The 12,583-nt window shown below is 71.7% G+C and carries 9 protein-coding genes and 1 rRNA gene; 4 read left to right on the top strand and 6 right to left on the bottom strand.

The window, feature by feature from the left end; all coding sequences use genetic code 11:
* Window positions 1-107, bottom strand: a 16S ribosomal RNA gene (locus ITI46_RS04670); the annotation flags it as partial.
* Window positions 108-701: 594 nt separating this feature from the next.
* Between ITI46_RS04670 and ITI46_RS04665 the strand changes: the two genes are divergently transcribed.
* Window positions 702-1,151 (top strand): PTS sugar transporter subunit IIA, encoded by a 450-nt coding sequence (locus tag ITI46_RS04665; protein ID WP_209238084.1) that lies wholly within the window; start codon window positions 702-704, stop codon window positions 1,149-1,151.
* Between the two features lie 147 nt (window positions 1,152-1,298).
* Complete coding sequence (gene ptsP, locus ITI46_RS04660) at window positions 1,299-2,969, top strand: phosphoenolpyruvate--protein phosphotransferase (RefSeq protein ID WP_209238083.1); 1,671 nt, start codon at window positions 1,299-1,301, stop codon at window positions 2,967-2,969.
* A gap of 65 nt (window positions 2,970-3,034) precedes the next feature.
* Here the strand turns inward: ptsP and ITI46_RS04655 are convergent, their stop codons facing one another.
* On the bottom strand, window positions 3,035-5,071 hold the full coding sequence (locus ITI46_RS04655; RefSeq protein ID WP_209238082.1) for an acetoacetate--CoA ligase: 2,037 nt from the start codon (window positions 5,069-5,071) through the stop codon (window positions 3,035-3,037).
* 200 nt (window positions 5,072-5,271) lie between these two features.
* Between ITI46_RS04655 and ITI46_RS04650 the strand changes: the two genes are divergently transcribed.
* Window positions 5,272-7,713, top strand: a complete 2,442-nt coding sequence (locus tag ITI46_RS04650) for a glycoside hydrolase family 31 protein (protein ID WP_209238081.1) — start codon at window positions 5,272-5,274, stop codon at window positions 7,711-7,713.
* Between the two features lie 25 nt (window positions 7,714-7,738).
* On the opposite strand, the gene ITI46_RS04645 is transcribed toward ITI46_RS04650, so the two are convergent.
* Window positions 7,739-8,557 (bottom strand): SAM-dependent methyltransferase, encoded by an 819-nt coding sequence (locus ITI46_RS04645; protein ID WP_209238080.1) that lies wholly within the window; start codon window positions 8,555-8,557, stop codon window positions 7,739-7,741.
* Between the two features lie 112 nt (window positions 8,558-8,669).
* Window positions 8,670-9,494: a M15 family metallopeptidase gene (locus tag ITI46_RS04640; protein ID WP_209238079.1), complete on the bottom strand. Its 825-nt coding sequence runs from the start codon at window positions 9,492-9,494 to the stop codon at window positions 8,670-8,672.
* 469 nt (window positions 9,495-9,963) lie between these two features.
* Between ITI46_RS04640 and glpK the strand changes: the two genes are divergently transcribed.
* The gene (glpK, locus tag ITI46_RS04635; protein ID WP_209238078.1) at window positions 9,964-11,469 is read left to right on the top strand and encodes a glycerol kinase GlpK; all 1,506 of its coding nucleotides are present in this window, start codon (window positions 9,964-9,966) and stop codon (window positions 11,467-11,469) included.
* A 53-nt stretch (window positions 11,470-11,522) separates the two neighbouring features.
* On the opposite strand, the gene ITI46_RS04630 is transcribed toward glpK, so the two are convergent.
* Window positions 11,523-12,128: a GTP-binding protein gene (locus tag ITI46_RS04630; protein ID WP_209238077.1), complete on the bottom strand. Its 606-nt coding sequence runs from the start codon at window positions 12,126-12,128 to the stop codon at window positions 11,523-11,525.
* A complete protein-coding gene (locus ITI46_RS04625; protein WP_209238076.1) occupies window positions 12,109-12,543 on the bottom strand; it encodes a DUF742 domain-containing protein in 435 nt (144 codons plus the stop codon). Before ITI46_RS04625 ends, ITI46_RS04630 begins: the two co-directional genes overlap by 20 nt.
* Between the last annotated feature and the right edge of the window lie 40 nt (window positions 12,544-12,583).

Genomic DNA, 12,583 nt, shown 5'->3' with positions numbered 1-12,583 from the left:
CACCCGTTCGCCACTAATCCACCACCGAAGCGGCTTCATCGTTCGACTTGCATGTGTTAAGCACGCCGCCAGCGTTCGTCCTGAGCCAGGATCAAACTCTCCGTGAATGCTTCAAACAGCTTCACAAGAAGAGCGGAACCAGGAAGAGGAATAGTCCTCCCGGTTCACAGCGTCCTCGCTGTTGTGTTTCAAAGGAACCTCGTCTCTCAGAGACGGGGTATCAACATATCTGGCGTTGACTTTTGGCACGCTGTTGAGTTCTCAAGGAACGGACGCTTCCTTCGAAACCGTCTCACCGGTCTCTCCGGACGTTTGCCCTTTCGCTTCTTCCCAAGCTTACCACCGTGATTTCGCTGGTCCGAAACCCGTCCGCAGCGAAGCGTGCAGGGCCAATGGACCGGAAACCGGAATCGGTGGGATTGGAAGTGCCGCCCTCGCCATCGGCGCTGGGCAGGCATACGACAGTACAGCGGTCCGCGTGAGAGTGGCAAATCGGTTCTGCGGCGGGGGGCCGCGCGAGAGCCGCGAGCGTGCGTCGGCGGACTCGTCGACAGTGCGCTGACAGGGGACAACGGGGGGTAACGGCGCGCCCGCGCCTCTTGCGGAATCAGCAGTTCCTATGACTTACGCTTCTGCACGGTGCGCCGTCCTGGACAGGTAGCGACGGCGGCTGATCGAGACTCCGCCCTTGGGAGGCCCCCATGACCACCGTGTCGTCCCCGTTGGCCGGACGCGCCATCGGCTTGGCAGCTGTGCCGGATCCGGTGTTCTCCGGGGCCATGGTGGGCCCCGGTACCGCCGTCGACCCCGTGCGGGAGCGCACGGAGGCCGTGGCGCCCGTCGACGGGATCGTCGTCTCGCTGCACCCGCACGCGTTCGTGGTGGTGGACTCCGAGGGTCATGGGGTGCTGACGCATCTGGGGATCGACACCGTGCAGCTGAACGGAGAGGGTTTCGAGCTGCTGGCCGCCAAGGGAGACACCGTCACCCGGGGACAGCCTGTGGTGCGCTGGGACCCGGCGGCCGTGGAGGAGAAGGGGAAGTCGCCCATCTCCCCGGTCATCGCGCTCGAGGCCACCGCTGAGGCGCTCGGTGACGTACTGGAGGAAGGTGACGTCGAGCGCGGACAGGCGCTCTTCGGCTGGAGCTGACGTCGGCAGACGTCGGACCGGCGTACGGGCCCGGCCCTGCTCCCTGTCGACCTCCACGCGTCATGGGAGTCCCCTCCTGCGTGTGCGCGGGCCGGGCGGAAACGACTGCGGTGGTCTCAGGGCCGCCGCCGAGCGGAGACGGGTGAGATGGACACAACGCTTCGAGGCGTGGGCGTGAGTCACGGCGTGGCGATCGGGGAGGCGCGGCACATGGGCACGGCCGTGCTGGAGCCCCCGGCGAAGCAGATCGCCGCCGATGAGGCGCCGCGCGAACAGCAGCGGGCCCGGCAGGCGGTGGAGGCTGTCGCCGCGGATCTGGTCGCCCGGGGAAATCTCGCCGGCGGGGAGGCGCAGGCCGTGCTGGAGGCACAGGCCATGATGGCGCAGGACCCGGAGCTGATGGCCGATGTCGAGCGGCGGATCGCCGTGGGCAGTACGGCCGAGCGCGCGGTCTATGACGCGTTCGCCGCCTACCGGGCGCTGTTGGCGCAGGCGGGCGACTATCTGGCCGGCCGGGTGGCGGACCTGGACGACGTACGGAACCGCATCGTGGCGCGGCTGCTGGGCGTGCCGATGCCGGGGGTTCCGGACAGTGACCGGCCGTATGTGCTGATCGCGCGGGATCTGGCGCCTGCGGACACCGCGCTGCTCGACACCTCGCTGGTGCTCGGATTCGTGACCGAGGAGGGCGGGCCGACCAGCCACAGCGCGATCCTGGCGCGGGCGCTGGGGGTGCCTGCCGTGGTGGCGCTGCCCGGGGCCGGCGAGCTGGTCGAGGGCACCGTCGTCGCGGTGGACGGCAGCACCGGTGAGGTCATGGTGAATCCGACCGAAGCGGAGCGGGAGGAGCTGTCGCGGGCCGCGGAGGAGCGGAAGGCCGCGGTGGAGGCGGCCGACGGTCCCGGTGCGACGTCGGACGGGCACAAGGTGCCGCTGCTGGCGAATGTGGGCGGTCCCGGTGATGTGCCGGCCGCCGTGGAGGCGGGCGCCGAGGGTGTGGGGCTGTTCCGTACGGAGTTCCTGTTCCTGGACGACAGTGAGCGGGCGCCGTCGGAGGAGAAGCAGGTCGAGGCGTACCGGCAGGTGCTGGAGGCGTTCCCGGAGGGGCGCGTCGTGGTGCGGGTGCTGGATGCGGGCGCCGACAAACCGCTGAGCTTCCTGACCCCCGCCGACGAGCCGAATCCGGCCCTTGGCGTGCGTGGGCTGCGGACGCTGCTCGACCACCCGGAGGTGCTGCAGGGGCAGCTGCGGGCGCTGGCGAAGGCGGCCGAGGGGCTTCCGGTGTATCTGGAGGTCATGGCCCCGATGGTGGCGGACAGGACGGACGCGCGGGCGTTCGCCGATGCCTGCCGGGAGGCGGGGCTGAGCGCGAAGTTCGGTGCGATGGTCGAGATTCCGTCGGCTGCGCTGCGCGCCCGTTCGGTGTTGCAGGAGGTGGAGTTCCTGTCGCTGGGCACCAACGATCTGGCGCAGTACACCTTCGCGGCCGACCGGCAGGTGGGGGCTGTCTCGCGGCTGCAGGACCCGTGGCAGCCGGCGCTGCTGGATCTGGTGGCCACGTCTGCCGAGGCCGCGAAGGCGGAGGGCAAGAGCTGTGGCGTCTGCGGTGAGGCGGCTTCCGATCCGCTGCTGGCGTGTGTGCTGACCGGGCTCGGGGTGACCAGTCTTTCGATGGGCGCTTCGGCGATTCCGTTCGTACGGGCGCAGCTCGCCAAGCACACGCTGGCGCAGTGCGAGCGGGCGGCGGCGGCCGCGCGGGCTGCGGACAGCGGGCCGGACGCGCGGGCGGCGGCGCAGGCGGTGCTTTCCGGGGAGTGACACGGTTCCCGGCCGGCTGGTGAGGGCCGCTCCGCAGGTGCGGGGCGGCCCTCGCTGGTTGCAGGTCAGCTGCGTTCGCGGGCGAGTTGTTCGTAGAAGTGGAGTAGCCCGGCGTTGTCGACGGAGCCGGGGTTGACGGCCTTTTCCATGGCGGTGCCCTGGAGGAGGCGTTTCACGGGGACTTCCAGGCGCTTGCCGGTGAGGGTGTGGGGGACGGCGGGGATTTCGATGATCTCGTCGGGGACGTGGCGGGGCGAGAGGCTCTGCCGGATGGTCTGTTTGACGCGGTCGCGCAGGGCGTCGTCGAGGACGGCGCCTTCGGCGAGGTGGACGAAGAGCGGCATCCAGTAGCCGCCGTCGGGCTGTTCGACGCCGATGACGAGGGATTCACGGATCTCGGGGAGGCGCTCGACGGCCTCGTAGATGTCGGCGGAGCCCATGCGGACGCCCTGGCGGTTGAGGGTGGAGTCGGAGCGGCCGTGGATGATGACGGTGTTGCGGCTGGTGAGGGTGATCCAGTCGCCGTGCCGCCAGACGCCGGGGTACATGTCGAAGTAGCTGTCGTGGTAGCGGGATCCGTCCGGGTCGTTCCAGAAGCGGACGGGCATGGAGGGCATGGGCTGGGTGACGACCAGTTCGCCGACTTCGTCCACCAGGGGTTTGCCGTGCGGGTCCCAGGCGGCGAGGTCGGTGGCGAGGGACGGCGCCTGGAGCTCGCCCGTATAGACGGGGAGAGTGGGGGCGGCGCCGGCGAAGCAGCTGCACACGTCGGTGCCGCCGCTGACGGAGGCGATCCACATGTCGGGCGAGACCTCGTCGTGGATCCAGCGGAAGCCGTCGGGCGGGAGCGGGGAGCCGGTGGTGGCCACGCACTTGATGCGGGAGAGGTCGAAGTCGCGCCCAGGGTGGACGTCGGCCTTGCGGCAGGCCATGACGTAGGCGGCGGAGGTGCCGTAGATGGTCGTTCCGGTGCGTTCGGCGACGCGCCACTGGGCTGCTGTGTCGGGGTAGCCGGGGCTGCCGTCGTAGGTGACGACGGTTGCGCCGGTGAGCAGGCCGGAGACCAGCAGGTTCCACATCATCCAGCCGGTGGAGGTGAACCAGAAGAAGCGGTCGCCCGGTCCCATGTCGTTGTGCAGGGTGAGCTGTTTGAGGTGTTCGACCAGGATGCCGCCCTGTGACTGGACGATGGCCTTGGGCAGTCCCGTGGTTCCGGAGGAGTACAGGACCCACAGCGGGTGGTCGAAGGGCACCTGCTCGTAGTGGGGTTCGGCGTCCAGTGAGGTGAGGTCGGCCCACTCCAGTGCGCCTGCGGGGGCCGGGGTGCCGAGCAGCGGTACGTGGACGACGGCGCGGAGGGTGGGCAGTTCGGCGCGGAGTTCGGCGACGGTCTCGCGGCGGTCGTGTTCCTTGCCGCCGTAGCGGTAGCCGTCGACGGTGAACAGCACGACGGGCTCGACCTGCTGGAAGCGGTCCAGGGCGCTGCGGGCGCCGAAGTCGGGTGCGCAGGAGGTCCATACGCCGCCGACCGCGGCGGTGGCCAGGAGGGCGACGGCCGCCTGCGGGATGTTGGGCAGATAGCCGCTGACGCGGTCGCCGGGACGGACGCCGAGGCGGCGCAGTTCCTGGGCGAGGGAGGCGACCTGGGAGCGTAGTTCGGTCCAGCTGACCGGTGTGGGCCGGTGGGTCTCGTCGACGTGCAGCAGGGCGGGCCCGGCGGCGCGTGCGGGGTCCTGAGCCGGACGCAGGGCGTGCTCGGCGTAGTTGAGGGTGGCGCCGGGGAACCAGCGGGCGCCCGGCATACGCGCGTCGGCGAGGACGGTCTCGTACGGGGTGCTGAACCGGATGCCGGCCCATTCGGCGAACGCGCCCCAGAAGGTGGCCAGGTGCTCGGTGGACCAGCGGTGCAGCGCGGCGTACGAGGCGACGGGGTCGGCCGGGTCGGGTGCCGGGGCGCCGTGGTGGTCGGCCGCCCATTCCTGGAACCGGGTGAGGCGGGCCGAGGGGAAGTCGCCGGGGTCGGGCCGCCAGAGCGCCTCGGGCTGCGAGGGCTGCGAGACCTGTGAGGTCCGGGCGGTCCTGTCGCTGTGCGCTGCGGTCATGGCGGCTCCCTGCGTCCTGTACACGTCGTCGCGTCCCTTCGGGCCGGACGATGCCATGTGATCACCTGTTGTGCCAGGGCAGGCGTCACACAGCGCGGCCACGCGAAGTGTGTGTAACCCCCAGAAGCGACGGTGACCAGCGGGTGAACGGCCGCTGAACAGCCCTGACGCCGACGGTTGCCGATGGCAGGCTGAGCAGCATGGAAGGGCGGGGCCAGGTGCGGTCGGTGACGGTTGTCGGTGCAGGGGGTAGGTGGCCCAGGATGCGGGCGCTGCGCGCGGCGTGGCGCGGACAGCGGACGGACGCGCGCCGGCTGCCCCGGCAGCGGGCGGAGCGGGCCCGTACGCCGGGTGAGGCGGCGGGTGCCGAGCCGGGGCCCGGCGGCGGCAGGGTGACCTTCGCCCGGTCGGTGCTGGATGTGCGGGTGACGGTGGGCGGAGCGGTGTTCCTGGGGTGGGACGGCGCGGCGCCGGAGCCCTCGTACGCGCTGGTGGGCGCCTGTCCCGAGCCCGATCCGCGGGCGCGGCTCGAACCGGACAAGGACGGCGGCTGGCGGGTGGTCTCCGAACGGATGCTCGTGATCGTCTCCCGGCACGGTGCGGTGGAGATGCGCACCCCGGGCGGCGCGCTGCTGCGCCGCGACCAGCCGCCCCGGTGGTGGGAGAGCGTGGCGCTGGAGGCCGGCGAGCAGGAGGCCGGCGAGGCCGCGGCGAGCGGCGCCGAGGAGGCCGGCGGCATTGCGGCCGGTGCCGGCCCGCGGTGGATGCAGCGGTCGGAACTGCCCTGCGACGCACGGTTCTTCGGGCTGGGCGGCCGTGCTGCCGGGCCCCGGCTGCGGGCAGGGAGGTACCGGCTGTGGAACACCGACGCCGGGCCGTGCGCTCCGGGCGCCGATCCGCTGTCGGTCACCATGCCGGTGCTGGTGAGCGTGGCGGACGCGGGCACGCTGCTGGTCTTCCACGACAACCCCTGGGACGGTTCGGTGACCGTGCGGGAGGGCGCGGAGGGGCAGGGCTCGGCGCACGACCGTCCGGCGCGGTGCGAGGTGCGGATGGACGGCGGGCCGATGCGGTACTGGGTGGTGGCGGGCGCCCCCTCCCGGGTGCTGCACGGCTGGGCGGCGCTCACCGGCGCCCCGGCCGTTCCGCCGCGCTGGGCGCTGGGCCACCAGCACCTGCTGCGGGGTGCCGGTGGCGAGCGGGAGGTGCGGGAGCTGGTGGACGGCCACCGCGAGCGCGGGCTGCCGCTGGGCGCGCTGCACCTGGACGCGGCGCGCGGTCGGCGCTCTGGCGGCTTCCCGGTGGGTGCGGCGCACTTCCCGGGGCTGCGGCGGGCGGCGGCCGAGCTGCGGGAGGCCGGGGTGCGGCTGGTGTCCGTGGTGGAGCCGGGGGTGCGGGCCGAGGCGGGCGACCCGGTGTTCGACAGCGGCGCAGCTGCCGGGCTGTTCGTACGGGACGAACGGGAGCGGACCGTGCGGGCAGGTGCGCGCCGCCGGGAGGCGGTCTTCCCCGACTTCACCGACCGACGGGTGCGCAAGTGGTGGGGCGAGCTGTACGCGGAGCCGCTGGAGCAGGGCTTCGCCGGGGTGTGGCACACCGGGGACGAGCCGGTCTCGCCCGCCGCGTTCGGTGACCGGACGCTGCCGCTGTCGGCGCGGCACGCGCTGGAGGGGCGCGGCGGCGATCACCGTGAGGGCCACAACGTGTACGCCCTGACGATGGCGAAGGCCGGGTTCGCGGGGCTGCGGGAGCTGCGGCCTTCGGAGCGCCCTTTCGTGCTCGCCCGTGCGGGGTGGGCGGGGATCCATCGGTACGGCGGCGCGAGGGCGGCCGAGTTGGAGACCGGCTGGGCGGGGCTGCGGGCCACACTGTCGCTGGTGCTGGGCCTGGGGTTGTGCGGGGTGCCCTACGCGGGGCCCGATGTGGGCGGTGACACCGCTCGGCCGTCGCCCGAGCTGTATCTGCGCTGGTTCCAGCTGGCCGCGTATCTGCCGCTCTTCCGTACGCGCACCGGGCCTGGCGGCCGCGGGGTGCCCTGGGGGTTCGGCGAGGAGGTGCTGGAGCACGCGCGTGCGGCGCTGGCGGAGCGGGAGCGGCTGGAGCCGTATCTGTTGACGCTGGCTCAGCTCGCGCACCGTACGGGTGCCCCCTATGTGCGGCCGGTGTGGTGGCAGCATCCGCGGGACCGGGCGCTGCGGGACTGCGAGGACGCGTTCCTGCTGGGCGATGCGCTGCTGGTGGCGCCGGTGCTGGAGCCGGGGGTGCGCTCGCGCACGGTACGGCTGCCGGCGGGCCTGTGGTACGACACCGGCACCGGGAGGGCGCACCGGGGCCCGGCGGCGGTGCGGGTGGCGGCGCCGCTGGGGCGGATTCCGGTGCTGGCGCGGGCGGGTGCTGCGGTGCCGGTGCGGGGCCCTGGCGGGCGGACGGAGCTGGAGGTGTGGCCGCCCGCGCCGGGGCGTGCCGGGGAGGGGCTGCTGATTCCGGATCCGGGTGAGGGGTGGGAGCGGCCGGTGGCGGAGAGGTTCACCGTCCGCCGTGCGGCGGACGGTGCTGTGGTTGCGGAGCGGGATGATGGTGGGGCGGTGGAGTACGGGGTGCGGGTGCGCGGGTCTGGCGGCGGGTCTGTGGTTGCCGACTAGACCTTGCGCACCCGGCAAGGGGCGCTCACCCCTTCCGGCCCACTCCCCCGTGGACGGCGACCTGAGGGGGTTCGCCGAACGGGAGGGCTTCGGGGCGCCAGTGGGGGCAGGAGACGACGCCGGGGTCCAGCAGTTCCAGGCCCTCGAAGAAGCCCGCCATCTGTTCGGGGGTGCGCGGGGTGTAGGGGACGGCGCCGCTGTTGGCGTTGAAGCGGCGGATGGCTTCGACGTAGGCGGGGTCGGTCGTGCTGCCGTCGTTGTAGCCGAGATAGCTGCCGGGCGGCAGCGCGTCCAGCAGTTCGCGGGTGACGGCCCGCGCTTCGTCGTAGTCGCTGACCAGTCCGAGGATGCCCATCAGCATCAGTCCCACGGGCTGGTCGAGGTCGAGTGTCTCGGAGGCTGCCGCGAGGATGCGCGCGGGGTCGCGTACGTCGGCGTGCAGATAGCTGGTCACGCCCTCGGGGGTGCTGGTGAGCAGGGCCTGGGCGTGGGCGAGGACGAGGGGGTCGTTGTCGACGTAGACGATGCGGCACTCGGGCGCCACCCGCTGGGCTATCTCGTGGGTGTTGTCGACGGTGGGCAGGCCGGTGCCGATGTCGAGGAACTGCCGGATGCCCGCCTCGGCCGCGAGATGGCGTACGACGCGGCCGATGAAGGCGCGGGAGTGGCGGGTGATGTCGACCATACCGGGGAAGGTCTTGCAGATCCTGTCGCCTGCTGCGCGGTCGACGGAGTAGTGGTCCTTGCCGCCCAGGAGATAGTTCCAGATGCGCGCGGAGTGCGGGACCGTGGTGTCGATCTCCGTCGCGGGCGGCTGTGCTGCCCCTTGGGCGCGGTCCGTCATGGCTGGCTCCCCTGCTCGGCTGGGTGGATGGTCGTGCTGCCACAACGTAGCGCCAATGGCAGGGCCACTGGAGCCACATGCGCTTGCCCGGTGGCTCCAGTGGCCAGTGGCGTCAGTGGTTCGGGGTAAGCGAGTGGCGGGAGACGGGGAAGTCGAAGTAGGTGTCGGGGAAGGTCTCCGGCTTGTGGGTGAAGTGCCACCATTCCTCGGGCAGGTTGGTGAAGCCCTCGCGCTCCAGTGTGCTCTTCAACAGCTCCCGGTTGGCGCGCTGTTCGCCCGTGATGCGGGGGTCGTCGGTGTGGGCGAGGGTGTCGAAGCAGTCGAAGCCGGTGCCGGTGTCCACGGAGTTGTCGGGGAACCGCTCCTCCTTGGGCGCGTAGCACGGCACCAGCGGCTCGCCCGGGTGGTAGGGCCGGGTGGGCTTGGCGGGCAGTTTCACGACGGTGATGTCGACGGTGCTGCCGCGGCTGTGTCCTGACTTCTCCGCGATGTAGCCGTCCTCGAAGAGCCGGTTCTTCTCGACGCGGGGGTAGAACTCGCGCTTCGTCTTCTGGTCGTCCAGGTCCTTGGCCCAGCGAACGAAGTGGTCGACGGCGCGCTGCGGGCGGTAGCAGTCGTAGACCTTGAGCGTGTAGCCGCGGCCGAGCAAGGAACGCTGGGCCCCGGCGAGGGCCTTGGCGGTGTCCTTGGTGACGATGCACATCGGCTGGCGGTAGCCGTCGATCGGCTCGCCGACGAAGTTGTGCCCGGTGAAGTAGCGGATGTCCTGCCGGATGCTCGGGGCCACGTCGTGCAGGGCGACGAACTCCTCGGGCGCCTCGGGCTGGTGGCCTTCCCCGGACGCGGCCCCGGCAGCGGGTGCGGGGGCGAGCGCGAGGGCCGGCAGGACGGCTGCCGCGGCGAGCGGGGCGCGCGGTGCGATGCGGATGCGTCTCATGCCCCTCTCCTCTACCAGGGGGCGCGCTGTCTCCACCAGGGATCGGCCGGGTTCTGCCGAAGATCCACCGGGGTGCGGAGCAGCGGGAGATGAGAAACGGCGGCTCGGGATCACCCCCGTCGGTCCCGTGCCGCCGTTCTCGTTGAGTGTGGACGCCCGGCCCCTTGGGCCGGTTCGCGAGATCATCGCTGCGTACGGGCGCGTGAGGATCTGGTGACATGGCGGTGACAGTCGCGACGGGAGCGTCGCAGACGGCGCGCGAGGGCCCGGTTGTGCGCCCGGCCTTGACTGCCTCTCAGCTGGGCTGAACACTGCCGTCACGCTCGTCGCGGGCACCGCCGTGAAGCCGGGTGGAGCCGCCGATCGGCGGGGCCTGAAGGCTCTGCTCGGCGGGGCTTCGGCGTGCTGCTCCGCAAGGCCGCATTCTGATCGTGACGTCCGAACGCACCTATCGAGGGGTCGTCAAACCATGACGGACAAGTACGTCGCTGCCATCGACCAGGGCACCACCTCCAGCCGCTGCATCGTCTTCGACCAGCAGGGCGGGATCGTCGCCGTCGACCAGCAGGAGCACCGCCAGATCTTTCCGAAACCCGGCTGGGTGGAGCACGACGCGAGCGAGATCTGGACCAAGGTCCAGGCCGTGGTCGGCGGTGCGTTGGAGCGGGCCGGCCTGCGCGCCGACCAGCTCAGCGCCATCGGAATCACCAACCAGCGCGAGACGACGGTGCTGTGGGACCGCGCGACGGGTGAGCCGGTGCACAACGCCATCGTCTGGCAGGACACCCGTACCTCGGCGCTCTGTACCGAGCTGGGCGGCGAGGTGGGCCAGGACCGCTTCCGTGACCGTACCGGCCTGCCGCTGGCGAGCTACTTCGCGGGGCCGAAGGTCGCCTGGCTGCTGGACAACGTGCCGGGGCTGCGGGAGCGCGCCGAGCGGGGCGAGATCGCGTTCGGCACCATGGACTCCTGGCTGATCTGGAACCTGACCGGCGGCACCGACGGCGGCCGGCACGTCACCGACGTCACCAACGCCTCCCGCACCATGCTGATGAACCTGGAGACCCTGGAGTGGGACCAGTCGGTGCTGGACGCGATGAACGTGCCCGCTGCCGTGCTGCCGGAGATCAGGTCCTCCTCGGAGGTGTACGGCACGGCTGTCGGGCAGCTGGCGGGGGTGCCGGTGGCCTCGGCGCTCGGTGACCAGCAGGCGGCCGTCTTCGGGCAGACCTGCTACGGCGTCGGCGAGGCCAAGAACACCTACGGCACCGGCTCCTTCCTGCTGCTGAACACCGGCGGCCGTCCGGTGCCCAGCAAGCACGGGCTGGTCACGACGGTGGGCTACCGGCTGGGCGACGAGGCGCCCGTCTACTGCCTGGAGGGGTCCATCGCCATCACCGGGGCGCTGGTGCAGTGGTTCCGCGACCAGCTGGGCATCATCAACGACGCCTCGGAGATCGAAGCGCTGGCCGCCAGCGTCGAGGACAACGGCGGCGCCTATATCGTGCCCGCGTTCTCCGGCCTGTTCGCTCCGTACTGGCGCTCGGACGCGCGGGGGGTCATCGCCGGGCTGACCCGGTATGTGACCAAGGCGCATCTGGCGCGGGCCGTGCTGGAGGCGACGAGCTGGCAGACCCGCGAGGTCGTCGACGCGATGTACCAGGACAGCGGGGTGGAGATCACCACGCTGAAGGTGGACGGCGGGATGACGGCGAACAGCCTGCTGATGCAGCACCAGGCCGATGTGCTCGGCGTACCGGTGATCCGGCCCGTGGTGGCCGAGACGACCTGCCTGGGCGCCGCCTACGCCGCAGGTCTGGCGACCGGCGTCTGGTCGGGGCTGGACGAGCTGCGCGCCCACTGGAAGCGGGACGCGGAGTGGACGCCGTCGATGAGCGCGGAGGAGCGCGACCGCGAGTTCGCCAACTGGCACAAGGCCGTGGAGCGCAGCTTCGGCTGGGAGAAGTCGGAGTAGCGGCGTAGCCGGGAGCACCGCGAGAGTCCGGCGGAGCGCGGCGCAGGGCCCCCTCACATGTCGGCGGGTGCCCGCGCAGCGCTCCGCATGGCGTGCTCGACCACCGATATGAGCACATCCCGCGCGGACTCCCGCTGCCGCGCGTCGCACAGCAGCACAGGCACGGCCCCGTCGAGATCGAGGGCTTCGCGCACGGTCTCGGCGGGGTACCGCTCGGCGTCGTCGAAGCAGTTGACGGCCACCGTGAAGGGGATGCTGCGGCGCTCGAAGTAGTCGATCGCCGCGAAGCTGTTCTCCAGCCGCCGGGTGTCGGCCAGCACCACGGCGCCGAGCGCGCCGGTGGCCAGCTCGTCCCACAGGAACCAGAACCGGTCCTGGCCCGGCGTGCCGAACAGATACAGCACGAGTGCTTCGTTGATGGTGATGCGGCCGAAGTCCATGGCGACCGTCGTGGTGGCCTTCGCCTCCACCCCTCTGGTGCTGTCCACGGGGCGGCTGGCCTCGGTCAGCAGCTCCTCGGTGCGCAGCGGTTTGATCTCGCTGACCGCGCCCACCAGTGTGGTCTTGCCGACGCCGAAGCCCCCGGCCACCAGGATCTTCAGCGTGACCGGTTCGGCCGGGGCCGTCCTGCCGCCCCGCTCAGAGCGCCCGAAGCCCATTGATCACCTCTCTGAGGATGCTCTCGTCCGGCAGCTCCGCCGGAGGGACGGGGCGGGTGACGCGTACCAGTCCGGCCTCCACCAGGTCGCCGATCAGGACGCGTACCACCCCCACGGGAAGGTCGAGTTCCGCCGCCAGCTCCGCCACCGAGAGGGGGGAGCGGCGGCAGAGCGCGAGAATGTCGAAGTGTTCGGGCACGAAGGAGTGGTCGGCGAGGAGCTTGTCCTCCTCCTCCGGAAGAAGGTCGCCCGCCGCGGCGGATCCGTCGTCCGGCTCCGCCGCGTCCGGGCTGTCGGCGATGACGAGGGCGATGAGGTCGAGCTGCGCGTCCTTCGCGCTGCTGCGGGTACGGCCCCGGGTCATCGCGTACGGGCGCACCACGGGTCCTGCGTCGTCGAACCAGCGGTTCGTCATGGCCGGCCCCGTCCTCTCGCTGCCTCGTCCCGTCGCCCTG

It is taken from the genome of Streptomyces oryzae (assembly GCF_017676365.1).
In the GTDB taxonomy this organism is placed as follows: domain Bacteria; phylum Actinomycetota; class Actinomycetes; order Streptomycetales; family Streptomycetaceae; genus Streptomyces; species Streptomyces oryzae.
This window is presented reverse-complemented; position numbering and strand designations above follow the sequence as displayed.

What these genes read in the sequence shown, in the direction of transcription:
- ITI46_RS04665 (WP_209238084.1), top strand. Translation starts at nt 702, where the DNA reads ATGACCACCGTGTCGTCCCCGTTGGCCGGACGCGCCATCGGCTTGGCA.
- ptsP (WP_209238083.1), top strand. Translation starts at nt 1,299, where the DNA reads ATGGACACAACGCTTCGAGGCGTGGGCGTGAGTCACGGCGTGGCGATC.
- ITI46_RS04655 (WP_209238082.1), bottom strand. Translation starts at nt 5,071, where the DNA reads ATGACCGCAGCGCACAGCGACAGGACCGCCCGGACCTCACAGGTCTCG.
- ITI46_RS04650 (WP_209238081.1), top strand. Translation starts at nt 5,272, where the DNA reads ATGGAAGGGCGGGGCCAGGTGCGGTCGGTGACGGTTGTCGGTGCAGGG.
- ITI46_RS04645 (WP_209238080.1), bottom strand. Translation starts at nt 8,557, where the DNA reads ATGACGGACCGCGCCCAAGGGGCAGCACAGCCGCCCGCGACGGAGATC.
- ITI46_RS04640 (WP_209238079.1), bottom strand. Translation starts at nt 9,494, where the DNA reads ATGAGACGCATCCGCATCGCACCGCGCGCCCCGCTCGCCGCGGCAGCC.
- glpK (WP_209238078.1), top strand. Translation starts at nt 9,964, where the DNA reads ATGACGGACAAGTACGTCGCTGCCATCGACCAGGGCACCACCTCCAGC.
- ITI46_RS04630 (WP_209238077.1), bottom strand. Translation starts at nt 12,128, where the DNA reads ATGGGCTTCGGGCGCTCTGAGCGGGGCGGCAGGACGGCCCCGGCCGAA.
- ITI46_RS04625 (WP_209238076.1), bottom strand. Translation starts at nt 12,543, where the DNA reads ATGACGAACCGCTGGTTCGACGACGCAGGACCCGTGGTGCGCCCGTAC.